The following is a 25,521-nucleotide window of genomic DNA, read 5'->3' as shown; positions in this document are numbered from 1 at the left end:
GCTAATGATCCGCTAAGAAAGAATTATGGATTCGGCAAAAAGAACTAATATTTTTGCCCCAATACCGACTAGCGAGCATATTAAACCTATTTCCAGTAACCTTTCATATAAGAAAATCTTACTCCTAAATAAAAAAATCCCGATGATGTCTTCATCATCGAGACTACCTACTTTTTTATTTTTTATTTTCGCCAAAAAGTTGAACAATCTGCCTTGTCCATAATGTTAAACTCGATCATTTTATCAAGCAATGAGAAATCAACTGGGCTATCCCACCGGATCCGTAACAACTGCTTGGTGTGATCATAGCCAGCCTGTACAATTGCATCAGAGAAATGATTAATCCCTGCGATTTCAGGCGCAACAGCCATATGTTGTTTGGATACGCTAAAGCCAATAATATAGGTGTCGTGATCGGTGAACATAGGCTGATTCCACGCAATTTTCGGTTTTAAATCTGTGAATTTCTTAGTTACCCAACCCAACACCTCTTCCATTCGCTCCCGATGCTGCGGGTTATCAATTTGCGTTAAATATTCTGCGAAAACCTCCATGTCATTCTCTCCTAAAAAAATATTTTTGAATGGTCTAATTGATGTGACGTCATTCCAATTACATTCTCTTAGCATAATAATTAAACAGGAAAATTCCTAAAGAGATTTGAAAAACAAAAACACCACATAACACAGTGACTACAGTTTGATCTACTCCCATTAAACTAAACACAACAGTTAGAGCCATTAGGATGTAAAAGTTAACAATATTAGTTTTCCAACCCGCTTTTTCTCTTATTCTTATTTTCCGTTCGTCATTAGCCTCAATTTTACTCATTCTAATTTTCTCATCATTCTTTACTTTGTTCTGAGGCTTATTAAGCCATAACGAATACAACATATTTCCTACTCCAAGCACTGTGAGGACTGAACCCACACCAATGAGCAAACCGGAAATGCCTTTTAGCTTCTCGTCAATTAAAATAAATCCACCCATATAAACCATAATAGCACCTGCAATTGTTAAGAGCACCCATTTACTTACCGTTTTCATTTCCCAGCTCCTCCTCGTAAATGAAAATATCCTCAATACTCATTTCAAAAAATCGCGCAATCTTAAATGCAAGAATGATGGATGGGTTATAACGGCCATTTTCAAGTGAACCAATCGTTTGTCTGGATACTTCCAATTTATCCGCTAGTTCTTCTTGTTTAATACCTTTTTCTTTTCTAATCTCTTCAAGCCTGTTTTTCAATACCTTACCTCCTGAAGTAATTATGGAAAGTTAACTTTCCGTAAGGATAACATATTGAACTGCGCATGTAAAGCTAACTTTCCATAAAGTTATGTGGAGTGCTGTCATGACTTTCTCTGTAACTTTCTGAGCTGAGAATATACACTTAGCCGAATCTCGCAATATATTAAGAGGTTTTTGTTTCCTTGATCCTGCTGGCTCTTATATAGTCCTTTTTTTCATTTCGCTTTACTCGTGATAAGGTTTCACGGGAAATAACACAGTTTAAGACGCGGCATTTTGCTACTTCATCTGTAGAATTGGACATGAAAAATACCCCCCGTTAACTCCCTAATAGGAGTATGGGTGACGTTGTGTGTTTCGCGTGCGACAACTTATGAAAGAAAGCTTCAATTAGCTTATAGCTTAGCTCACCTCAACAATATGCAAAAATAAAAAATCCCGATGACTATTCACATCATCGGGACTAACGTATTCTGTTCAGTGACATTATAGTTGGTGTCTGAGAAATCCCGTACTTTCAAGGAATTTCAGGAGATTCGTCAATATTTTGAATTACATTAATGTTGGTAACCAATAATAAATCATTATTTCCCAATCACATTAAAGTTAGTAAACACAATTTATACTTTAAAGAATTCTTCACGATCTTGGTTGAAATATGAATAACTAAATGTTAAAAGTTCGCTGATAGCGCGGGGTTTCTCGATATTTAAATTCGTACAAAGCTACTTCTGGCCACATATTTTGATTAATGCTACGTCCAAGTTCAATAGCCAGGCCAGCGGGACCACTATATAATGCCATGCAAGCGCTCTTCTCCCTTAATGGTTAGTTGGACTGCCCGAGATACCAAACTTAGGGCTTTATCTGAACACGATATGGCACGGTAAGTGGACATCTCTTTATTTGAATCGCTGGGCTTGCCGTGAAGGCATGATGGTCAGTTCCGGAATGCTGACATGCTCAGGCTGTTCCAGTGCATAGAGTGCCGCCTCTGCAACATCATCGGGATGTAATGGCAGGACCTTCGAAGCAAACGCACGAATTTCATTCTGGGAATACCCGGCCACCTGAGAAAACTCCGTTGCCACCGCCCCGGGCTGAATCGTCGTAACTCGAATCCCCTGATCTATTGTCTCCAAACGTAATGCAGATGCTATGGCGTTAACGCCGTACTTGGTAGCGCTGTATGGACCTCCTCCGGCAATCACTTCCTTGCCGGCAATGGAGGAGATGATGATGACATCTCCCTTGCCCTGACCCAGCATCGGCGGAAGCCCGTAGCGCAGCGTCAACATTAGACCGTGTACATTCGTCCTGTACAGCTCCTCCCATCTTTCCAGATCCACTTCTACCAAAGGACTTCGATACCCGAATCCGGCATTGGCGACTACAATATCAAGACGGCCCCAGCGGTTAATCGTTTCATTGACCACATGCTGTACTTCTTCAGCCTTTTGAATATCAGCAGGTACTGCCATAACCTCGTACAATCCCTCTTTATGCAATTCCTGAACCAGCTCATCCAATCGATCCCGTCGACGTGCCACTACAGTCACATGGGCGCCGCGCTTTGCCAGTTTCCTAGCGATCGACGCCCCGATGCCGCTGCTAGCGCCTGTCACCAAAGCCACTTTGCCGGTAAGACTCTCCTTCTCATTCCAAGATAGCTCCAAATCATTCAGATTCATTTCGCACCCTCCCGGATTCCAACCTTATTTTGTTAAAGGCACGCGATGAACGCCCTTACTGCCTCCAGGTGCCGTTCCTATATATAAATATCCGTTATGGCTTGAAGCCGTAGTTATGCCATACAGTTTGCCTTCCGGATCATGCCAGCTTCCTATAAGCTCTCCCTGCGGGCTGAGCTCCACAGCAAGCCCATGCTTCACCGGTGCGCTTGCGCCGTTAAGCAGTGACTGCGGTAATTTGGCCATGTTACTGGCTAACCAAGGGTTGCTATGCATCTGATCTACAAAAGAAAGGCGAGTCGTGAAGAGACCGACCCAGAAATGACCTTGCTCATCACGCGTAATGTTATCTGGAAAGCCTGCGAGATTGTCCGCAAAAATATCAGATGTACCCTTCTCCGGTCCTTTGAGCCAGTATCTGGTCAACTGATAATGATACGATTCCGCCACAAGCACAAAATCTTCATCCGCGGACAAGGCAACCCCGTTTGCAAAATAGAGGCCTTCTAACAGGACGGTCGTCTTCTTGGTCATTGGATCATACTTCAGCAAACGTCCATGAGGCTTGTTCTCGGCAATTTCTTTGAAGGTCACGCTACCATAATTCGAAGTATCGGAGAAATAAATGGAGCCGTCCTTGGCAATATCAAGCTCATTAGCTAAATAGATCGGTTTGCCGTCCACTTGATCGGCCAATACCTCTATGCTCCCGGATGGGTTTATAGACAGCAGTCCCCTCTTGACATCCGTAACGATCAAATCGCCTTTGGCATCGAATATAAGCCCATTAGGCGTTCCTTTGGTGTCTGCAAACAGTTGAGCTTTTTGCGGATTACCCTCTGCATCGAAAGGAACCTTGTAAATTTTCCCGTCTGAATCCCCTGTATATAGCTGGCCTTCTTTATCGAATGTAATGAATTCCGGGAATTGAGGGGCATCAGTAACAAGCTGAGCCAAGCTTAGTTTGTTGTTCTGTTTCCACGGACCCGCTTCCTCAAAAGAGGGAGCCGTCGGTGCGGACCATTTTGCCGGTTCGATCGGTGAAGGCAAAAGTAAGAAAACGAGTAATCCTAGAACTAGCACCGCGAGCAGTGATAGACCCCATCTGCATATCCTAGCACGCAGTGAGCGTTTTGGACGATTCACGCCTTCAGTAGATTTAACGGAGCTAACTGGTTTATTGGGCATTTGAGCGCCTCCTATGTCATTTTTGAGAGACTTTTAGATTTGGACTACAATTTTACCAAAATATTGCTTTCCTTCAGCCAAGAGCGCGAATGCTTCTCCAATTCGATCTAGAGGGAATACACGGTCGATGACGGGATGTAAACGATGATGGGCAATCGCTCGATTCATCTTTTCAAAGTGATCCCGGTTGCCGACTTGACTGCCGCGAACAGTTGCGGCTTTATGCAAGATACTGGAGACATCGTATTCCGGAATGGTCAAGCCCGATAAGAACCCGACCATACTTACGGTCCCTCCAGTGCGAAGTGCACTTATGGATTTCCCCATCGTTGCCGCTCCTCCAACATCCAGAACATGGTCGACGCCGCCAGTCAGCTCTAACGCTGCCTTATCCCAGTCGGGAACTTCCGAATAGTTGATCGTTTGCCATGCGCCAAGAGCTTTTGCTCGTTCCAGCTTGTTGTTGCTGCTCGACGTGATGATGACTCGTGCTCCGGCCATAAGCGAGAATTGAAGCCCGAAGATGGAGACACCGCCTGTTCCTTGCAGCAGCACGGTATCACCCGCTTGCAAACCACCGTATTCGATTAGCATGCTCCATGCGGTTAATGCCGCGATCGGCAGGGTGGAGGCCTCCTCATAAGTAAGGTGATCGGGAATAGGGACGACTCCGTCTTCATGTAGAACGACATACTCGGCCGCTACTCCGTTCAACGGACCTCCCAGACTTTCTTCTAACACCCCTGGTCTTGGGTTGCCGCCAATGAAGCGCTGTTGAAAATTACCTGCTACTCGTTGTCCGACCTGAAACCTAGTTACTCCTTGGCCAATGGCTACAATTTCTCCCGCTCCGTCTGATAATGGAATGAAGGGGAATTTGACTTCGATCGGCATTAATCCGCTGAGGACCACTAGATCCCGGTAATTGAGGGAAGCTGCCCTCATTCGGATCAGCACCTCCGTAGGGCCTGGCGTTGGTTTGTCGAGTTTCATCATGGTTAATTCCTCAAAGCCGAAGCCGTTTTTCAGCTGTATAGCTTTCATCGTATTGTCCTCCCTGCAAGATCAGATTGATTACCCAGATTCTTATTATTGCTGCTGTATCCTTCACGCGGACGAAGTATGCTACCAACAAGCCGAAGACCTTGCTTTCGTGTAATGAAACGCGATAACTGCGCCCCTAGATAATTCTGTACACCCGGAACGACATACACTTTCCCTTTCTTCAACGCGCGAAGTGCAACCTCTACGACTCTTTCTGGCGTGTCTTTCTTTCCGACGGAGGCTTCTTCCGCTCCTACGACATTAAAGAAACTGGTGTCCGTCGAACCGGGACAAAGTGCGAAGAATTTGATGCCTCGGTCGCGGTTTTCAAACCATAACGATTGAGTAACGACAGGATGAACGCTTTCGTTGCCCCATATACGGCCATATAGGGAAGTGGTTGAAATCCGGCGGTTGAGGCAACATTGATAACTACTGCACCTGAGCTTCTGCGCAACATGCCCGGCAAGAACAAGTGGGTCATATCTACAACAGCGGCGACATTTAGCATAACTTCTTCATGTTGACGCTCGCCTGACACTTGTTCAAATAAACCATGTGTAGCAAAGCCTGCATTGTTGATCAGCATTTCGATATCCACTTTCAAAAGTCGACATTTTTGATATAACTCGCTGGGCGTGCCCTCTTTCGAAAGATCCATAGAGATTACCTCGGTTTTGATGCCATACATCTTTCTGAGCTCTGATGTCAGGCTCTCCAGCTTGCTCTCTGAACGGGCCACGAGTACCAAATGGCTACCTTGTTTGGCCAGTTGTCTCGCGAATTGCTCTCCAATACCGGAAGAAGCACCCGTGACGAGCGCCATTTCCCTTGCATTGTCATAGCCTACTCTCCTTTTAGTTACTATGTTATAATATAGAAACAATGTTACCTAATACTTAGAAGTACTCCCAAATTCGCAACTACTAAGAAAGTTAAGAGTCATCGTATTCGGTAACACTGTTTCCGATTGGATTCATTGTAACCACTCTATTTTAGAATGTCAATATGATTTTTGAACATCCAACCTCTCTTTGACAACTGCCTAACATCTGTATAAAATTCCTGATAAGAGAGCAAGAAACTTTGTTTCCTGACGAAAATATGATAACCAAAGGTGATGATTATGAGCGAGCAAGATATCTCCTCCAATGCGAACAAACGAAAGTTGAACACTTACCAAGAAGCTCGCTTGCAAAATTTTGAGAATCTCCGTAAGCTCGTTGTTGATACTGCGGCAACTCTCTTGCAAGAAGAGGGGCCGGAAGCCGTTACCGTGCGTAAAGTATCGCAGAAAATGGGTTGCTCGACAAAAATCATTTATAGCTTGTTTGTCAATAAAGAGGGCTTGGCTCAGCAGTTGTATCTGGACGGTTGTAAGCTTCTCGCTAATGAATTCGAGGGGACGCCACAAGCTGCTGATCCGGCACAGCAAATGCTGAACTTAGGAGAAACCTTTTGGCAATTTGGGCAGCGTTACTCCAGTTATTATAAGCTGATGTTCGGAGGAGCTTTCTTAGATTTCAAGCCGGACGAGGAAAGTATGCATGGCACCGTAACAGCCATGCGGCAATTATTGACTGTGATTAGCAATGCGCAAGAAAAAGGACTGATTTCCGACCAGTATGACACGGAGTCCGTTATACGTATATTCTGGGCCTCGCTCCACGGCGTTATTCATCTTTATTTTGGTGGACATTTGGGAGATGTACAATCGGCCCATACGGTATACAGGCAAACATTGTCTTTAATTGTCAGCTCGTTGTTGCCAGATCATAACACCTAAAGGGGAAGCGATCTGATCGACAAGTCACACAGCTATTACTGATAGAGCTGAGTGCCACAACTAAGCCGAATTCCATTTTTAGAAATGGCATAATTGTGTGTCTTTATGGCATCTCTAGGGGAATCATACTTGCAGTGTTAACGGTAGATTCAAATACTTTTCTTCTCCGTAAACGTCAAATAGCCCTCCAATTTTTGAAAAGATGGGGGGTTATTTGACGTTTACCCAGATAGCTTATGTCATCTATTCTCCCCCAAAACTAATCTCGAACCATCTGAATTTTCAAATCGTTCGCTAGTATCTTAGAACTTTTAAGCTTTTAATGTATTTTAGAGGGCCATGATTTAATTTACATTTTATTAAATCATGGTAATCAATTCTTTTGTATCATATAGACATTTGGTTAAATCATGACAACTTGCAATTGACAGGTTTCTAAGTAAGCAATGTGAGTCAGGCGAGTACCTAATTAATTGGCCCGACCGGGCAAAAGTTCTTTAATTGCATTGTGAATAACAAACGCTACAACTATTCTTCTTTGGAATTTCGATTAAGTAACCTTGATGTGAACGAAAAGAAACTCCATTCTCAAGGTGTTTCTGGTCTTTTTCGTCAAATTACAAATTTGCTTATTTTAGTTGGAATCCTAGCCCTTATTGTTATATTGGTCAGAATAATTTGATTATTGGCATATATATACTTGAAAGCTTTAAACGATAAAATGGCTAGAACGTTGAAGGTTTTAACCATCAACGTTCTTTTAGGTTTATATCAACTAGATCGGGGAGGACTAGAGCTATGTCAAGTGGAGCGAAAGGTTCTCTAAGATATTTACGAAGAAAATTAAAGAATCGATGGAAGCAGAGCAATGGTACAATAGTTAAACATAAAGGGTTCCACATATTAGTCATGCGTAATATGTGGAACCCTTTATGTAATTTGATTTTCTTAAGTTTAGGTCTTGATAATTTTCATTCTAGATCTTTTTTTTCTTCTCACAATAATCACATTTTCATCACAGTTAATCAAATAAAAAATGGCCCCGATTAATTTTGAAATCATCGAGACCATTCTAAGTGTTATTTTTTCAGCCATGCTGAGCTTGAAGAACTAACATTAATGTTTAGACACCAACTTTAATGTCATTCTACCCTTAGAAAGGACGAAGCCATTAGTTATAAGTTGTTTATGTTTATTCTGAGGTGCTGTTACTAATCATTAACCTATTTGTTTCAATTTAAACAATTATCTATAGATTCATGAGCATTTTAGAACTCCTTATATAACTACTTGTCATGCCATAGTATCCTGCTCATAGAATTCCACTAAAACAAGGCAATTAGGACGTCAATTCAGACCCACATCACACCAACCGCTACAGACTTTCCGATTCAACATTGAAACAAGCCGCAATCGACATCACCATCAGACAACTAAGCACAACAGCCAACATTTTTCCATCATTATAACTCCCTCTCTTGTTTCGGTTTTAGCCACCCTGCTGGGAGCTCTGCCATGTATACAATTGAAGGAACGGATATGTTGCAAAGGATCATAAGACCGTTGAATAATAAATCTATTTTTATAACTACCAGCGTTTTCAATCTAAGCTCAACCAGCGCGCGCCATATCAATTATCGGCACGCGTTGGTTCCTTAATTTTTCATCTGTCAATTTGGCAGGGGGATGCCACGATATACCGGCAACCTCTTACGTATCTAATGCGTTACAAGTGAATGCAATTGTCGCATGTCATCTTTCATCAGTAGGCGGGCTCCCTCTAAAGAAATCTCATTTGTCATCATCATTTCACTTTCTAATAAAGCTACAGCATCGTCCAGGATACATCTATCATCTCTAGTTGTTTTAATTCCAAGGAGTTTACAGCAATTTATATCTCTAATAATTTGGATTAACTCAATTGTTTTTCCGGACATTAACTTATTTTTCAACATAATTTTACGCTCCGTGCTGTTTGTTAGCAGTTTTGCTGGAACGTCTAAGAATTGCTTTCTTGCTTCTTTCAACTCATTCGTCGTTGAAATCGGACGAATGGTCATTTTCTCTTCATTATTCACAGGCAAATAAAGTATCAACCGGCTCCACGGAATAAAGATCTTAAGATACTTTCTTGTAGTACCACTAAATCGGTGATATTCAACAGACTCGATAAAGCCCGCTCCTTGATTGGGGTAGAAGATTTTAGCACCTACATTTATCATGCTTTCCACCTCTTATATTCGTAATAATACCTTGTCTAAAAAGACTAGAGTCTAGCGTTTACGCTTTCTTTTTAAAGAAGCAATTCTTGTTTCTTCTTTTCGCTCGCTAGCCAATTTTGCTGCTTCTTCAAGACGTTCTCTTTCTAGTCTTTTTTCGTTCGCTTCATGTTCACGCTTATTCATTAATTCAGCGAATACTTTCTCTTGAATTACTGGGTTGCGCATTTTTAGAAACTCATCAAACGCTTCCGGGTACAGAAACTTTTTTTGTTCACTTTGATTAGTGAATGCGACAGCAATACGTCCATTGTCAACATTTAAAACTCTTCCTATGCCGAAGTTAATATGAATAACTGGCTCATCGAATAGATTCATAATTTTAGACCTCCGCTGTTCTATCTTGTACCAGTAAATCTTTCAGAAATTTCCCGGTAAAGCTATTTTCACAGTCACTTACCTGCTCAGGAGTGCCAGCACATATAATGTTTCCACCGTTCATGCCACCTTCGGGACCTAGATCTATAATATAATCGGCATTCTTTATTAGCTCCAGATTGTGTTCAATCACTACTACTGTGTTACCTCCGTCAACCAGTTCATGTAAGATATTAATTAACTGATGAACGTCTGCTGTGTGTAAACCTGTCGTCGGTTCATCCATCACATAAATGGTTGATCCTGTGGCAGGCTTAAGCAATTCTGTTGCCAGCTTTATACGCTGAGCTTCTCCGCCAGACAACGTGGTGGAGGACTGCCCTAATTTTATATATCCCAAACCTACTTTGCACAGTGCTTCGACTTTTTTACGGAGCTTAGGCACATTAGTGAAAAAGACTTCAGCTTCGTCAGCTGTTAAATCTAAAATGTCAGCAATACTCTTCCCTTTATAGTTCACCTGCAGTGTTTCACGGTTGTAACGTTTCCCTTTGCAAACATCACATGGAATATACACATCAGGTAGAAAGTGCATTTCAATTCTCATAACTCCATCGCCTGTACAAGCTTCGCAACGGCCGCCCTTGATATTAAAAGAAAACCTTCCAGCACCATATGCACGAACTTTGGCTTCATTGGTCAAAGCAAACAGTGAACGTATATTATCAAATAAACCAGTATATGTTGCTGGATTGGAACGAGGGGTTCTCCCAATTGGACTTTGATCAATGTTAATAATTTTATTTAAGTATTGAACCCCCTCTATATGTTGATGCTTCCCTGCCTGGGTACGTGCACGATTAAGCTTGGATGCAAGGCTCTTATAGAGGATTTCATTGACAAGACTGGATTTCCCAGAACCGGATACACCCGTTAAACAAGTCAGTGTGCCTAGAGGAATGGAAACATCAATTCCCTTCAAATTGTTCTCTTCCGCTCCAAGTATAGTCAAGAATTGTCCGCTTCCACCTCGGCGTTCGGTGGGAGTAGGAATTCGTCTGCTGCCAGACAAATACTGTCCAGTTATGGATCGCGGTTCTTCCAATATGTTTTTCAGCTTTCCTTGGGCAATGATCTCGCCACCGTTTATTCCCGCACCTGGCCCAATATCAACAATCCAATCAGCATTCCGTATCGTTTCTTCATCGTGCTCGACAACGATTAATGTATTCCCTAATTTACACAGGTTCTTAAGAGCTGATAAAAGACGTTCGTTATCCCGTTGATGGAGTCCGATAGAAGGCTCGTCCAAAATATATAGAACATCCGTTAGACCGGCACCAATTTGAGTAGCCAGCCGAATGCGCTGGTTCTCTCCACCGGATAGGGTACTGGAAGTTCTTGCTAGTGTTATATACTCCAGGCCTACATCTTTTAAAAAATCCAGTCTCCCTTTAATTTCATGAAGAATAGATTCAGCAATGAATGCTTTTGGTCCATTCAGACTCATATCTGTTATGAATTCCAAAGCCTCAGTTACTGAATGTTTACAAAACTCAGATATACTCCATCCTTCAACAGTAACCGATAAAATCATCGGATTCAGACGATCTCCCCTACAGCTAGGACATTCCAAATCAGACATATAACTCTCTATTTCCTTGCGCATAGCTTCTGACTGTGTTTCCCGGTATCTGCGATCCAGATTATTGATGATGCCTTCAAATGGTTTGTTAATAACTTGGTGCTCTTGTCTATCCACATGATTATCCTCTACTTCCAGATCTTCACCGTGAGTCCCAAACAAAAGAGCGTCCATAGCTGCTTCCGTAAATTGTCCGAATGGCGTATCAAAATCAAATCCATATTTGCTTCCAAGGGCTTTATAATAATTATTGTGAACATTATTCCATCCGTTGGCAATAATCCCATTTGTATTGATTGAACATCTTAAATCAGGTATGACTCTTCTTGGATCTATCTTTAAATGAAACCCTAAACCCGTACAGATATTGCAGGCACCATACTGATTATTGAAAGAGAACATACGGGGCGTCAACTCTGGCAAGACAAAGCCACATTGATGACAAGCAAAATTTTGTGAAAATATTAGTTCTTCATAGTTGCCTGTCTTTTGAATGAGTACGGTATCCCCCGACAGTGAAAACGCAATTTCTAGGGAGTCCACTAATCGTTGGTCATCTTTCTCCTGCACTGACAACCTGTCCAATACAATCTCTATTGAATGTTTCTTAGATTTATCAAGATTTTCAACTTCATCTAAACGTACTATTTCTCCATTAATACGGACCCGTACAAAGCCATTGTTCTTAGCTTGTTGCAAGACTTCACGATGCTCTCCTTCTTGCTCCTTAACTATAGGAGCCAAGACCGTATATTTCGTACCCTCAGGCCATTGCTTTATATGATCAACGATTTGATCTACAGACTGTCTGCTTATTTCTATATTGCATGTGGGGCAATGCGGAACTCCAATTCTGGCCCAAAGCAAACGTAGATAATCGTAAATTTCAGTTACAGTTCCAACTGTAGAACGTGGATTGCTGGATGTGGTTTTTTGTTCTATTGAAATTGCAGGCGATAATCCATCAATCGAGTCTACATCCGGCTTATTTACGTTACCCAGAAAAAGTCTGGCATAAGAGGATAAGGATTCTACGTACCGCATCTGACCTTCAGAATGAAGTGTATCAAATGCCAAGCTTGATTTTCCAGAACCGCTGACTCCAGTAAAAACGATAAATTGATCTCGCGGAATTTGTAGATCTATATTTTTAAGATTATTCTCTCTTGCTCCGTGTACTGTTATGAACTTTTGCATAGAGACCCCCAAACATACAGAATTAACGAAAAAGCATTTGTTATACGGCATAGTGTTTGATCAAAACTATTATACTAAGAATTAAAAAGCAGACTTGATAAAGTCTGCTCATCCTTCTGCTCACTGTTCCTTCACTTCAACTGGTATCTCTTAGGTTACATTTGATTGTATAATTTATTGACTTGAAACCATCAGTGTGTTAGCTTTCTTTATGCACCACTTTACTCCAGATATTCGCCACACGGATAATCGTTATATTGCCTTTTCAATTTAATTACAATACTCTTATCCGGATGAGTTACTTCCTCAAGAATTTTATATTTTTTGCGACTACTTTCTAACTTTGCTTTGAAATTTTCCAGCTCTTCCTTAACACCCGCCTCAACATACTGAGGTTCCAAATCCTCTTTTGGAAGAAATTGAACTGTTTGCTCAACACATGCAAATTTTATTCGTCTCATATAATGCTTACCTCCTTGGTTATATATAAATTTTAACATTACAAAAAAAAATTATCTAAGCAAAAAGAGGTGAGATACTTTAAGTTTGTTCAAAATACACAACCTACTTCTTTTTATTTTTGTGCATTTTGTACAATTTACTTTTTAGGAAAAATAGAGAGGAGCAAATATATCTTCATACATTTGCTTGGCTCACGTTAAAAGATAAGCACTCTAGCTGTCACTAGTGGAGCAAGTGAGCTCTGTATCTATACCTCAATAAATTCTTGAATGTGTTCTTCCACAAATTGCTTTTCGAGCTTTCTTAAAGCTTGAAAAGCAATTTGGTTTATGCGTTGTCTGGGAAACCCCATACATCATTGCAATCTCCTTAAGAGTACGAATTTCCCCATCCTCTAGGCCATAACGTAACCTAAGTATGTTTTTTTCCCGCTCAGCTAAAGTATTAAGAACACTATCTACTTTTCTTTTCAAAAAATTACGTTCTGTCACTTCATCCGGCTTGCTTTCGTTCGTATCCTCAATGATATCTTTAAGTTTGTTCACTTTGACTTCTCCCACTTCAAAATCTAAAGATAAAACTTGTCTTTCTGCCAGATTTTTAACTTGAAGAATTTTGGTTGCACACATGTTCATAGGATTCACCATTTCTTCAGGTTCAGGTTCACGACCATTTTCAGTCAAAAACAAATGTGAAGTCTGCTTCCATCTTCTCAATGACCTCACAACATGTGTTGGAAGTCTAATTAATCTTTCTTTATCAGTGATAGCTTGCTCTATGGCATGTCTAACCCACCAAATAGCATAAGTGCTAAACTTGAATCCCTTGTGAAAGTCAAATTTTTCAACCGCTTTTATTGCCCAGATTCCCCTCCTGAATTCATTTCTCTCGCTCTTCTCAAGCAAAGCATACTCTTTATTCACATGGTTCCTCCTCACTTCTTTTTATAATGTTATTAGTTTGATCAACAATATTATTATTCTCGCTCACCTGCTTGGGCACGCTCATTTTGTCGAGTCCCCATTTTCTAATCTCATGTTCTAGTGTTATTGCTTGATCGGGGTTATCCATTAATGTTTTCTTCGCCGCTTCTCTGCCTTGGCCAATTCTTGTATCTCCTTTATAAAACCAAGATCCAGATTTCTGGACAAACCCGCATTCAATTCCTATATCTATAAGCTCACCCATTTTCGATATACCTTCTCCATACATGATGTCAAACTCTGCAATGCGAAAGGGTGGTGCCAATTTGTTTTTCACGACTTTTACTCTGACATGATTACCAACACTCTCGCCTCCATTTTTAATGGATTCTATCCGGCGAATATCCAGGCGAATAGAAGAGAAGAACTTTAGTGCTCGTCCCCCGGATGTTACTTCCGGGCTTCCAAACATAACACCAATCTTTTCTCTCAACTGATTTATAAATATAATCACACACTGTGTTTTTGATATTGTTCCTGTCAATTTTCTCAACGCCTGACTCATTAAACGTGCTTGCAAGCCCATGTGAATGGCACCCATCTCGCCCTCGATTTCTGCCTTAGGGACCAATGCAGCCACAGAATCTACAACAATAACATCCACTGAACCAGACCTAACTAATGCTTCCGTGATTTCTAATGCTTGTTCACCTGTGTCAGGCTGTGAAATAAGCATGGAATCCACGTCAACACCCAGGGCCTTTGCATAAGTTGGATCCAGTGCATGTTCAGCATCTATATATGCCCCCGTTCCTCCTAATTTTTGAACTTCTGCTACAATATGAAGAGCTAATGTGGTCTTTCCAGATGACTCTGGTCCATAAACCTCGATTACTCTGCCTTTTGGCACTCCACCGATTCCTAGTGCTAAATCTAAACCAACAGAACCTGTAGAAAATGTTTCTATCTTTCTGTTTACTGATTGTTCACCTAAACGCATGATAGCCCCTTTTCCAAACGTCCGCTCTATCTCTATCAGAGCCTTTTCCAACATCCTTTGTTTTTCACTCAATAATGAATTAATTTGCATAATTATCCCCCTCGTTTAATAAAAGATATTTCAAAACCACTGAAAAACTGAATTAAATATAATATAACAAATAGGCAAACTCGGATTTCCGTCTTAATCGTCAGGCTGTCCGTAAATTGAGTTTGAGAACAAGTTGAAAACAGTTGGAATTCTAACTTTACTCACGTGGTAAATGGAAGCCTATAATTTAATATATCATACGCGTGTCAAGAGGCTTGAAAGGGGAACTTGGTGTATTGTAGTGTATATTTACGATTATATTTGAGGGTTCTGACACTATTGACAGAGGCATGCTATAATAAAAATCACATAAGGAGCTGAACATAATGAATCAGGAAATAATTATTCGAATTTATGAAAGATTAAGCCAAACTTACCCTACTTTCGCAGAAACAGAAAATGAGTGGGAGTCTAACACTTTATTTTTCAGTCTAGAACTTTATTAAATCCTTACAACATAAAAAAGCCGCTCAATTGTATGAGCGACTTAAAAAGTAAACTGATTATGCACAGTAATTACAATCTATTGTGTCAAGACACTTACAATATTGTTAAGTTACTCACATTATTGTCTAATAACTAACTTTAATGTCATTCTACATTACATGTCAGGTGAAATAAATGTCTGGAACCGATTTTGTTGATTTTATTGGGTTCGCCGCGGCACGTGATAAACAAGCAAAAAAGAAAGTGTGGAACCACCAGGAATTACCATGTAAAGAAAGTTGGGAACCAATTGATTCAATGGCAAATGAGATAGATATTTTTTTAAAAATTTATATATCTTATCCTTTGGGTTTTCTTTGTTATTGTAGATGTGTCTAAACATCAACCAAGCGCATTTTTTAAGAAGGTCTTGGCTTCTTATTATGTTTCCAAACCCCTTTTTGTACAGTCAATAAGAATCCAGCTTATCCGATCCAGAATCATATACAATTTATATACATAAAAAAGAACTGGATTACCCCCTAATTTTTCTTTTGTTTTTGCAGGTAAATCATTTCATGAAGTTAAAACACCGATTGCAACTAGCCAATTATTAATGCGTAGTGATAAACCAGCTGACATTCTTAATGGTAAATTAGAAGATGAACTAGAGAAAATAGATCACTTTATAGAGCAAGCATTATATTACTCACGTCTTGATTCTTTTTCAAAAGATTATTTCATTCAAGAAATTTCTTTAGAAACTGTTACTGGAGCTAGTATGAAAAAATACACCAGGACGTTTATTGCAAAACGTATTCAGGTTGAACGAACAAATTTACATGATCTAGTGGAAAGCGATGCAAAGTGGCTTTCTTATATCGTCGATCAACTCGTAGCAAATTCATTGAAATATATAGATGACCATGGGCAAATTAAGTTTATTGGAGAAGAAGATGACAACGAAAAGCGGCGCCTAATTATTCAAGATAACGGCGTTGGTATTAAAGCTGAGGATATGGGTCGTGTATTTGAACGTGGATTCACAGGATTTAATGGTCGACTACATACCCAATCGACTGGAATGGGTTTATATTTAGCAAAACGTCTTTCTCATAAGTTAGGACATGACATTTCTATTGAATCAAAAGAAAATGGATATACGAGAGTTACATTACATTTCCCCAAAAAAAATCAATATCATACGATTGCTAGAACATAAGAAAAGAGCATATTTTCTAGAATGAAGTGCCCCTTAGGCGAATCCGATGAATATCTAGGGGCATTTTTATGCTAGACAGAAAGATCAGATGTTTAAACGTTATCCAGAATCACTCAAGATTCAAGCGACTCGTCTACATATAAAAGAGGACTGAAGTTCCCTTAAGATTGCGAACCACCTGGAACAACAGTTACTAGACGTGACTGAATTGATCTTCACAGCGATCAAGGAAGCTAGATACGTGTCATAATGCATACCACGATACACTGCACCGGTTGCAGGTCACGCCAAGGTAATTGCTCTTATTCCTCATCAGCATTTCGGTAGTGCCATTCTCATCTTTTCGCCTAAGTTGCCTTCCTGAGTTCATTGGGCCTCGTCCAGTTCCGGCGGTACATACGGCACCCACCGACAAGACACGGCAAGGTCCTGCAGCTGATCCGCTGCAGGTACTTTAATTACATGTCGTTGGAAGCATGTAATTTAAGTACCTTTTTACTTCTGTATCTTTCCATGATGAATGGAGAGGATGGTGTTATAATAGTATTTTATTAAATTACTAGAGATAAAATTAGTATACCACCTAGAGAAACAAATGATGCAATAAGGCAGGCGGCAGTGAAGCTCTTAAACATATCCGGTAACGATAATCCTAAATATTCTTTTACAAACCAAAAACTCGAATCGTTGACATGGCACCAGCCAATCGCTCCGGAACCAATGGCGAGAACGATAATTTCCGGACTCAAACCAGGATAAGCAGCTAGCATAGGTAGCACCATGCCTGCAGTACTAATCATGGCCACCGTGGCGGAACCGATAGCAAGGTGCATAAGCCAAGCTATGAGCCAAGCGAGAATAATTGGGTTCATATTTAGTGACATCAAAATCTTAGACAATTCAGTACCTAACCCACTGTCAACTAAGATGGCATTAAAAGCTCCACCGCCACCAATAATCAACAAGATGCCAGCAATCGGTCCAAAGCATTGTTCTGTAAGCGTTAACAGGTTTTTCATTTTCAAACCACGAGAAAGACCTAACGTATAATAAGCTACAAATACCGAAATGAGAAGTGCTATAATTGGATTGCCTAAGAAAGTTACAATAGGCAATAACGCAGAATCTTTTGCGAGAAACAATGTACTAATCGTTTTTCCTACCATAATGATTAGAGGCAATAGGATAGTAAATAGGGTAATGCCGAAACCTGGAAGATTCTCAGTTGGTGTTGCAGCGTTCTCTTCTGATTCTTTTAACACCCCAGTCTTGCACTTCGTACTGATAAACTTGGCCCAAATTGGACCAGCTAAAATGGCAGTAGGAGTTCCTACAAGAAGAGCATATAGAATGACCTTACCTACATCAGCCCCCAAAGTTGTAGTAATTGCGAACGCTGCCGGATGTGGAGGCACCATCGAGTGAACGACCATCAGCGATACTGCCAAAGGAATTCCAACACGGAGTAACGACATCTTAGCTTGTTTGGCAACGATGAAAACCAAGGGAAAAAGTAAAACAAATCCTACTTCAAAAAATACGGGAATTCCGGCGATTAAGCCGACAATTGTCATTGCCCAGGGAGCCCTTTTTTCTCCCATTTTTTCTAGTAATGTTCGTGCAAGGCGCTCCGCTCCGCCAGATACTTCCAACATTTTACCTAAAATCGTACCAAAACCGATAACGGTGGCCAGAAAACCTAACGTTCCAGCCATTCCGTTTTCAATGGAAGTTGCAATCTTAGGAAGAGGCATACCTGTAGCAACCCCCACAAATATACACACTAATATTAAGGATAGAAAGGGATGTATTTTAACTTTAAGAATGAGAAAGATGAGAATTGCTATAGATGCAACTAATACTAGCATCATCATTGTTGCAGTGTCCATTGTCTTAACCTCTCCCTATACTATAGAGTAAATTAGCTCATTGCACCTTTACGGTAGAAATCATCCATAACATCTTTGGGAACCATGCCGCCACCAGTAGCCCAAAGAATGTGAGTGGCATTTTGCATCTTCTTTTCAAGGTGATTATTTTTTAAATAATCTTGTCCAAAGGAAGAAGCGTACAGTTGAACTGGTCCGATAAATCCTGCAACTGCCGATGGTTCTAAGAATATTCCTTCTGAATCGGCTAGCTTTCTAAGGATTCGATAGAGACATTCGTCTTGAATAGTAAAGACACCACTAATATCTTTCTCTAGTGCTTTGCCCACAAAGCCAGATGGTCTCCCTACGGCAAGCCCATCTGCTGCAGTAATATTATCAACGCCAAATTCCTGAGCTGATACCTCGCTATGCTTACGTGTCATTAAACCTAGCAACATTGCCGGTGAATGGGTTGGCTCTGCATAAAAGCAATGGACATTGTCTCCAAATACTGTCCGCAATCCGAAAGTAATTCCGCCAGGAGCGCCGCCTACACCGCAAGGTAGATAGACGAAAAGTGGATGATCCTGATCGACTAGAATCTTCATGTCATTTAGTTGCTTTTGGAGCCGTTTAGCTGCTACGGCATAACCAAGGAATAACGTTGCAGAATTTTCATCATCAACGAAGTGGCTATTGGGATCTTCCTGGGATTGTTGTCTGCCTGCCTCTACTGCTTTCCCATAGTCGCTATTGTGTTCAACTACGATTGCACCTTTTTGCCGCAATAAATCTTTTTTCCATTGTTTAGCGTCAGTAGACATATGCACAATAACTTTGAAACCTAATTGGGCACTCATAATACCAATACTAAGACCTAGATTACCGGTTGATCCGACCACAATCGAATAATTCGAAAATAGAGTCCGAAATTTTTCATCTGCCAGAATGGAGTAGTCATCGGTTATTGACAGCATGCCGTGTTTAAAAGCTATATCTTCGGCCACTTTTAATATTTCGTAAATTCCTCCACGAGCCTTTACAGAACCAGAGATGGGCAGGTGACTGTCACATTTAAGATATAATGTTCCCGCTATTTCCTGATTGAACATTTCTGATAACTTTTGCAACATTTTAGGGATGTTGACTAATTCAGATTCGATGATTCCGTTTTTTTCCTTGGTCTCCGGGAATACTGTTGCTAAATAGGGTGCGAAGCGAAGCAGTCGTTGTTCCGCATCTTCAATATCAGCTATCCCTAATTCCGTGTTAATAATTCGGTTGTTGCAACTCTCAAGCTGCGGGTTTACCCAGAAAACTTCCTGAGTATCAATGATTTTCTGCAGTTCCGGTAATTCATTTTTCCATTCTTCGACTGTTTTTCCAGCAATGTTGTTAGTCATTTTTTACCTCCGTATTAAAATGGATATATTTTAAATCCAAAAGGTGATTTGGGGTGATTTTTTATATTTATTTTTCTGCGATAAATTCTATTTCTACTTTGCCTCCCTTAGGAAGACCTGCAACCTGGATGCAGGAACGTGCGGGTTTGCTAGACTTGAAGTAAGAGCCGTAGATTTCATTCAGACAAGTAAAGTTGGCAAGATCGGTCATAAAAATAGTCGTTTTTACAATGTCCTCGAAAACGTATCCTGCTTCGTTCAAAATTGCGGAGATGTTCTCCATCACTTGTTTTGCCTGTAATGCAAAGTCATCATTCATTTCACCTGTCTGCGGATTAATTCCAAGTTGTCCAGATGCATACAAACGTAAAGCGCTTACAATCGCTTGCGAATAAGGTCCAATAGCAGCGGGAGCGGTATTAGTCATAATTGTTTTTTTCATAATAATTTTATCTCCTTGTTTTGAAGTAACATTCCCATTAATATCTAATTGCACTTCTAATTGCAGTATATTAATATATCTGCACCTCCATTGTAGATGATATTCTAACGGAGACCCAAAAAGTTAAATCAGATTTAATAAATTAAGTACAAATGAATATTAGCATTTTACGTTTATTAATTCAAGCATAATATTTATCGATTTTTTGGTAAAAAAAACCGTTTATGTATTTGCTAGTGTGAAATACACTTGCAAATACATAAACGGTCTATGATTAGACTAAAATGTCGGAGGAGTAATAGCGAAAATAACGGTTGCTTCGTTATCCGATCTATTTTCCCACTTATGTTCTATCCCAGGTGGTATTTTTACACTGTCTCCATGATATAAAGTCTCCACATCGTCCCCAATAAATAATACTACCTCACCCGCCAATACATACGCGACTTCTTCACCAATGTGTCTCATAGGTTTTTCGGCAGACTGAGATTCAGGCGGTAATTTCATTAAAACCATCTCAATTGAGCCGCTTAAATCCGGAGACAATAATGAATATTCCCAATTGTTCGATGATGGAAATATGATTTTTTTTCTGGAATTTGCTCTGGTAATTAAATCTTTAGTTTGCACAAATTCAGTAAATAAACTAAATATAGGAACTTCCAATGCATCGGCAATCATGCGTAGAGTATTCAGTGACGGACTGGAAAGTCCCCTTTCAATTTGACTTAACATTGATGAAGTTACATTCGTTATTTCTGATAACTGTTTAATAGTATAATTCTTATTTTTGCGAAATTTTGCGATTGTTTTACCTAATTCTAGATTATCCATAATTCATCTACCTCTTAAAAATACCTCAAATTTAATTAATATGCCGTTCCTGAGCTTAATAGCCTATAAATATAAAGATATCATAAATCTTAGATATTTTAAAGTTTGATTAGATTTTTTAGTTTCAGAGGCTTGATAGAAATCGCAAGAACAACAAACATTAATATGATTATTGGACTAACAGTTAAGTTATCACCTTGTTGCATATCTTAGTAATCTTCACACTAGGTTAGTTAATAATCCCTTGCTTCGTAATTTCCACTTGTATTACTGGGGCAAAATGCACTTTTTGATAATTGCTGCCCCAGTCTTCCTCCTGCTTTTTCCAAACACGTGGATGGAACGCCATAAGTTGTCTACCGATCCCTAATCCATCACAGCGAGCTATTTGCATTTTTTTCAGTGTTTCTTGAGCCAGACTAGTCATCTCTTTCGAAAGATACTTGTTTAATTCTGCGACCACTTTTTTCTTATCCAAGCGATCTTTCGGATATTCAATTACACTCACTTTCAATTTTAATTTCAGATGAACCGTAATTTGCTCGCCCGATTGAACCTTTACTTTCATTTTTCGCTTTAACTTTTCTACATTGAAGGTCAGAAAATCATACCTGTTTTGAGGGTTCTCCTCTGTAGTACTCATTTCCCCTGCCGTGCTCATATTTTGGGTGTATCTCGTCACTTTCCCCTTGCTGCCTTTCAATAATAAGTACATTGTTGTTTCTTCCGGACTCAGTGTACCTGTAAACTTATGGTTATGAAACATGGCAATACGAGAAACATTCACACGAGCCCCTTGTTCCATCAGGTAAGGAAGAACAAAATCTTCCCCGGGGTCCAACATCACAGGGTAGATCTTTTCAAGTGTCACCTTGGGAACGGTTGTCGTCTCTTCTTTGCTCTTGATTAATTCATCAATTTCTTCTGCAATCAAGACATTCCCTACTTTCATTAGGGAAAGTATATCTTCCGCTTTCCCTTGGACCACTCCGATCCTGGCGTTTAAGGCACTCTTCGGGTCACGGTAGAACACTTCGAGGACCGGATAAATATCTTGTTTGGCCAGTTCTTCTCCAATGAGAAAAAACCGGTTTTTATAAGCACGAAGATGCCGTGATATCTGATCGTCTGCATGACTGCGAGCTTCCATAGGCGTATTGCCATCTGTGGATATAATATCGTTTTTAGGACTCTGTTGTTCGCCTGATGGCACGTCCTGAATGACAAAAGTTGCTCGAAGCTTACCATTCGGCGCGAGATCAACCCCCGCTCCATAGAGCAGACGAGCATCTTTTAATAGATCTTGATCCCAGCAGCCAGCTATAAATAGGAGGAGGGACATAACCATACACAAAAAGCAGATTCTTTTCATCTGACTTACGTCCCCCTTTTTCTCATAAAGTACGCGAAACAAAGCAGGATCACAGGAAGTCCAATCACAAATGTATAATGAGTAATCTTAATTACTTGATCGTAGAAGTCAGTGACCGATGGTTCTTGAGCAATCATAGCCAGAATAAAGAGTATGCATATGGTATAGGGGACGGCCTTTTTATGTTCGCCCCGGTGAAAGAAGTGGCCCAACCCAACCGTTGCCATATATATCCAAGAGACAATGGCATTGCTAACTACAAAGACCCATAACGACAAAAAGATCAAGTCGATCCGTTGGATGATCTGAAAAGAAAAACCTTTCAGCATGTAGAGGAGAGGTTCTGAAACCGCGGGCATGACCGCCGGGCTGAAAATGACTAAACTGGTAAACACCTCAAAGGTGTAAAAAAGTGTAATCACCATACTACCTAAAGAAGCTGCCTTTAATTTTCCGCTGCTCTTCCCTTCAACGAAAGGATAAAGCACCAATATCACTTCATACCCTACTAAAGGAAACAATGCCTCATTCGCAGCTTTGAAGATATTCCCCCATCCCGCTTCGGTTATAGGAAAAATATAACTGAAGTTCGCATTGACATAACCGCTCAAGGATAATGCCACCAATACAATGATCGTTAATGAAGAGATAACGAACAGCCTGGCAATCACCCGAAGGTTTTCTTTAGCCAAGTACATACAAGTGAGAAGGGCGAGAATTAATAATGCCCATCTAGGCGTTGATAGCAGCACCCACCTTCCTACGACATCGGCAAACTTGGCCAGAACCGTTCCTGCAGAAAAAAGAAAATAGCCAATATAAAGAAAGCAAAGTAGATTCCCAAGAAGCTTCCCGGTAATCTTCGGCAAGAAACCGTATATCGTATCGGAAGGAAATCGTCTGCAAAGAGCCCATAGAATCAAAATAATAACTTGTACAGCCAATCCCGCGATGAGGACAGAAATCCACCCTCCTCCCTTGGCGCTTGCTTGCATTGTATGAGGAAGCGTTAAAATACCAACCCCCACTTGAGACTGTACGATAAAAAACATGAACTGACCTTGCGTAATCTTACTCTTTTCCGGGATCATCCTGTTCCCACCCTCTTGAATTTCTTTCTTGAACATACTTTTGGGGATGCGGATCATGAGGACGTTGATTGAGACTCCAGATCGGAAAACGCACAAATGTATCCTTCATATCTTTCATTCGAAGAGGCATGACAGGCGAAAAATAGGGTGTACCAAAGCTTTCTAATTTACATAAGTGAATCAAGATGAATAACATGCCGAACGTAATCCCAATCAAACCGAACATCGCAGCCAGGATCATGAGCGGAAAGCCCAGAATGCGTGTTGCTGTACTTATTTCATTAGACGGTGCGACAAAAGAGGAAATAGCCGTTAAGGCGACGACGATAACCATGGGATAGGATATCAATCCTGCACGCACGACTGAATCACCAATGACCAGACCGCCAACAATACCGATGGTTTGACCTACCCGGCTCGGCAAACGAACCCCTGCTTCACGCAGTACTTCTAAGGTAATCTGCATAATAAGAGCCTCCACTATAGGCGGAAATGGAACCCTGTCTATACTGCTTTTCACGGAAAAAATCAAATTTTCAGGAAGAATTTCAGGGTGAAAGCCAATAACCGCTATATATAAAGCAGGTATAAGAGATGCAATGATAAAGCTCACAAAACGAAGCAAACGAACAAACGATCCGGCAATCCACCTGCTGTGGTAATCGTCAGGGCTTTGATAGAAAGCAAAGAAAGTCACCGGTAAAATCAGCGCAGACGGGTCTCCATCAGCTATAATAACGACACGGCCTTCCATGAGATGAGCTGCCGCCCGGTCCGTTCTTTCTGTATATAAGATTTGCGGAAATAGAGAAAATGGGTTATCTTCAATCAATTCGGCAATGAACCCAGGCGAGATCGTGATGTCCATCGCAATGGAACCGATTCTTTGATCCACTTCTTTGACCAGATCCGGATTCGCCAGATCCTGCATATAGAGAAGAGCTAATTTTGTTTTGGTTGCCTTTCCGGTCTGATAATAACGAACGACCAGATTCGGATTCTCGACGCGCTTCCGAACCAGATAAAGATTCGTCATGAGGTGCTCTATAAATCCATCATGCGCGCCGCGAATAACCCCTTCATTCACTGGCTCCGAAATATTTCGTGTATTAACTGCAGCTACATCGACAATAAAGACTTCTACTATACCTTCAAATAACAATACACAATTCCCTTGAATTAAGGCGTAAGGCACCTCGTTGAGATCCGATTTTTTCGTAATCTCCACAGAAGTTATGACTTCATCCACGTTTCCTTCACTTTTTTCTTCTAGAGGCTGGATGATCTCTTTTTGAATTTTCTGTAGATCCGCCAGGGATTCTAGAAAAACAATAAGACCCTCCGTTTGATTAAATCTAATGCTTCTCCATTTTAAATCGCTTGAATGAAACAGCTGATTTTCAACGTACTCCTTATTTTCTTGTAACAAAGAATAAACACTCATTCTCTCATGCGGCTTATTTTCAGTCGGTTTTTTCGTTAATAATGTCCTTAAAAGACTCATCTATCCACTCCACCCATGTTCATTCCAATTTCGGTTATTATAACCATTGAATTCAGGATTATTCCAACGAAAACCTTATCTGCTCGGACCCTCTTTCGCGTCACTACGCCCTTTCCCGTTACATCAATGTTTTGACAGAGAAAAACCCAAAACTAAAGGCGGCCTTAAAATATGGTGTCTTTATTTGCATACTCTTGGTGCATTAGCTAGCCTGCCCGTTAGCCAGACATGCAGCGCACGCGCTGCACCACAACAGATGAAAAATAATAGGGTCCGTCAATACTGCTACTGCGGCTGGAGAGGAAGGTCGATGAACTATGGTGCCTATGAGCCCATCCGTTAGTCTTACTCCAACGAGCACGGTGCATCACAGATTGTCGCTCCCTTTCGGGAAGCACTCGCGGGAGATTAATCCTACTGTCAATCTTTCCTAAAGTTTGCCGCTCCCCACCCCCTCCACCCAATCCCCCAAACTCCTTAC

General features: G+C 40.7%; 25 protein-coding genes. 2 read left to right on the top strand and 23 right to left on the bottom strand.

Annotated elements, in window-relative coordinates:
* Positions 1–182 precede the first annotated feature (182 nt).
* From L1028_RS27465 to L1028_RS27430, 9 genes are all read right to left on the bottom strand, one after another.
* Positions 183–554 carry an iron chaperone gene (locus L1028_RS27465; RefSeq protein ID WP_234541130.1) on the bottom strand — a complete coding sequence of 124 codons (372 nt, stop codon included), beginning with the start codon at positions 552–554 and terminating at the stop codon, positions 183–185.
* Positions 555–612: 58 nt separating this feature from the next.
* Entirely contained in the window at positions 613–1,047 is a 435-nt protein-coding gene (locus L1028_RS27460) for a hypothetical protein (protein WP_234541129.1), read from the bottom strand.
* Complete coding sequence (locus tag L1028_RS27455; protein ID WP_036681352.1) at positions 1,031–1,249, bottom strand: helix-turn-helix transcriptional regulator; 219 nt, start codon at positions 1,247–1,249, stop codon at positions 1,031–1,033. The genes L1028_RS27460 and L1028_RS27455 overlap by 17 nt, the downstream gene beginning before the upstream one ends.
* 669 nt (positions 1,250–1,918) lie before the next feature.
* Complete coding sequence (locus L1028_RS31400; RefSeq protein ID WP_279306925.1) at positions 1,919–2,056, bottom strand: SAVED domain-containing protein; 138 nt, start codon at positions 2,054–2,056, stop codon at positions 1,919–1,921.
* 98 nt (positions 2,057–2,154) lie between these two features.
* Entirely contained in the window at positions 2,155–2,943 is a 789-nt protein-coding gene (locus L1028_RS27445; protein WP_234541128.1) for an SDR family oxidoreductase, read from the bottom strand.
* 24 nt (positions 2,944–2,967) lie between these two features.
* Positions 2,968–4,131 carry an SMP-30/gluconolactonase/LRE family protein gene (locus tag L1028_RS27440; protein WP_234541127.1) on the bottom strand — a complete coding sequence of 388 codons (1,164 nt, stop codon included), beginning with the start codon at positions 4,129–4,131 and terminating at the stop codon, positions 2,968–2,970.
* A 33-nt stretch (positions 4,132–4,164) separates the two neighbouring features.
* Positions 4,165–5,175, bottom strand: a complete 1,011-nt coding sequence (locus L1028_RS27435) for a zinc-dependent alcohol dehydrogenase family protein (protein WP_234541126.1) — start codon at positions 5,173–5,175, stop codon at positions 4,165–4,167.
* On the bottom strand, positions 5,172–5,360 hold the full coding sequence (locus tag L1028_RS31570; RefSeq protein ID WP_341482587.1) for a hypothetical protein: 189 nt from the start codon (positions 5,358–5,360) through the stop codon (positions 5,172–5,174). The genes L1028_RS27435 and L1028_RS31570 overlap by 4 nt, the downstream gene beginning before the upstream one ends.
* Before the next feature lie 68 nt (positions 5,361–5,428).
* Positions 5,429–6,001 carry an SDR family NAD(P)-dependent oxidoreductase gene (locus tag L1028_RS27430; RefSeq protein WP_341482586.1) on the bottom strand — a complete coding sequence of 191 codons (573 nt, stop codon included), beginning with the start codon at positions 5,999–6,001 and terminating at the stop codon, positions 5,429–5,431.
* Between the two features lie 300 nt (positions 6,002–6,301).
* Here L1028_RS27430 and L1028_RS27425 point away from each other — a divergent pair, with 300 nt between their 5' ends.
* Entirely contained in the window at positions 6,302–6,961 is a 660-nt protein-coding gene (locus L1028_RS27425) for a TetR/AcrR family transcriptional regulator (RefSeq protein ID WP_234541125.1), read from the top strand.
* Between the two features lie 1,718 nt (positions 6,962–8,679).
* On the opposite strand, the gene L1028_RS27420 is transcribed toward L1028_RS27425, so the two are convergent.
* The 6 genes from L1028_RS27420 to recA all read right to left on the bottom strand — a co-directional run bounded on the left by L1028_RS27420 (position 8,680) and on the right by recA (position 14,857).
* Complete coding sequence (locus L1028_RS27420; RefSeq protein ID WP_234541124.1) at positions 8,680–9,183, bottom strand: CarD family transcriptional regulator; 504 nt, start codon at positions 9,181–9,183, stop codon at positions 8,680–8,682.
* Positions 9,184–9,234: 51 nt separating this feature from the next.
* Positions 9,235–9,558 (bottom strand): hypothetical protein, encoded by a 324-nt coding sequence (locus L1028_RS27415; protein ID WP_234541123.1) that lies wholly within the window; start codon positions 9,556–9,558, stop codon positions 9,235–9,237.
* Between the two features lie 4 nt (positions 9,559–9,562).
* Positions 9,563–12,400 carry an excinuclease ABC subunit UvrA gene (gene uvrA / locus L1028_RS27410; RefSeq protein ID WP_234541122.1) on the bottom strand — a complete coding sequence of 946 codons (2,838 nt, stop codon included), beginning with the start codon at positions 12,398–12,400 and terminating at the stop codon, positions 9,563–9,565.
* Between the two features lie 221 nt (positions 12,401–12,621).
* Positions 12,622–12,861, bottom strand: coding sequence for a hypothetical protein (locus L1028_RS27405; RefSeq protein WP_234541121.1), 240 nt, complete (start codon positions 12,859–12,861; stop codon positions 12,622–12,624).
* Positions 12,862–13,116: 255 nt separating this feature from the next.
* Positions 13,117–13,785 (bottom strand): sigma-70 family RNA polymerase sigma factor, encoded by a 669-nt coding sequence (locus L1028_RS27400; RefSeq protein WP_234541119.1) that lies wholly within the window; start codon positions 13,783–13,785, stop codon positions 13,117–13,119.
* Positions 13,778–14,857: a recombinase RecA gene (gene recA / locus L1028_RS27395; RefSeq protein WP_279306926.1), complete on the bottom strand. Its 1,080-nt coding sequence runs from the start codon at positions 14,855–14,857 to the stop codon at positions 13,778–13,780. The genes L1028_RS27400 and recA overlap by 8 nt, the downstream gene beginning before the upstream one ends.
* Before the next feature lie 1,060 nt (positions 14,858–15,917).
* On the opposite strand from recA, the gene L1028_RS27390 reads away from it, so the two are divergent.
* Positions 15,918–16,523, top strand: a complete 606-nt coding sequence (locus tag L1028_RS27390; protein WP_234541116.1) for an ATP-binding protein — start codon at positions 15,918–15,920, stop codon at positions 16,521–16,523.
* 551 nt (positions 16,524–17,074) lie between these two features.
* Here the strand turns inward: L1028_RS27390 and L1028_RS27385 are convergent.
* The 8 genes from L1028_RS27385 to L1028_RS27350 form a co-directional block, all read right to left on the bottom strand.
* Positions 17,075–18,412: a GntT/GntP/DsdX family permease gene (locus L1028_RS27385; protein ID WP_234541115.1), complete on the bottom strand. Its 1,338-nt coding sequence runs from the start codon at positions 18,410–18,412 to the stop codon at positions 17,075–17,077.
* A gap of 32 nt (positions 18,413–18,444) precedes the next feature.
* The gene (locus tag L1028_RS27380) at positions 18,445–19,797 is read right to left on the bottom strand and encodes a D-serine ammonia-lyase (RefSeq protein ID WP_234541114.1); all 1,353 of its coding nucleotides are present in this window, start codon (positions 19,795–19,797) and stop codon (positions 18,445–18,447) included.
* Between the two features lie 67 nt (positions 19,798–19,864).
* On the bottom strand, positions 19,865–20,239 hold the full coding sequence (locus L1028_RS27375) for a RidA family protein (protein ID WP_234541113.1): 375 nt from the start codon (positions 20,237–20,239) through the stop codon (positions 19,865–19,867).
* A gap of 279 nt (positions 20,240–20,518) precedes the next feature.
* Positions 20,519–21,073: a helix-turn-helix domain-containing protein gene (locus L1028_RS27370; RefSeq protein ID WP_234541112.1), complete on the bottom strand. Its 555-nt coding sequence runs from the start codon at positions 21,071–21,073 to the stop codon at positions 20,519–20,521.
* A 229-nt stretch (positions 21,074–21,302) separates the two neighbouring features.
* The gene (locus L1028_RS27365; RefSeq protein WP_234541111.1) at positions 21,303–22,445 is read right to left on the bottom strand and encodes a Ger(x)C family spore germination protein; all 1,143 of its coding nucleotides are present in this window, start codon (positions 22,443–22,445) and stop codon (positions 21,303–21,305) included.
* A 5-nt stretch (positions 22,446–22,450) separates the two neighbouring features.
* Entirely contained in the window at positions 22,451–23,536 is a 1,086-nt protein-coding gene (locus L1028_RS27360) for a GerAB/ArcD/ProY family transporter (RefSeq protein WP_234541110.1), read from the bottom strand.
* On the bottom strand, positions 23,517–25,040 hold the full coding sequence (locus tag L1028_RS27355) for a spore germination protein (RefSeq protein ID WP_423803097.1): 1,524 nt from the start codon (positions 25,038–25,040) through the stop codon (positions 23,517–23,519). Before L1028_RS27355 ends, L1028_RS27360 begins: the two co-directional genes overlap by 20 nt.
* A 218-nt stretch (positions 25,041–25,258) precedes the next feature.
* Positions 25,259–25,521, bottom strand: a 263-nt coding sequence (locus tag L1028_RS27350; protein ID WP_234541108.1) for a hypothetical protein, incomplete at its 5' end; no start/stop codon positions are given.

Source organism: Paenibacillus pseudetheri, from assembly GCF_924513355.1.
Classification (GTDB): Bacteria; Bacillota; Bacilli; order Paenibacillales; family Paenibacillaceae; genus Paenibacillus_AQ; species Paenibacillus_AQ pseudetheri.
Note: the sequence above shows the minus strand (reverse complement) of the source record. Positions and strands in the feature narration are given on the sequence as shown.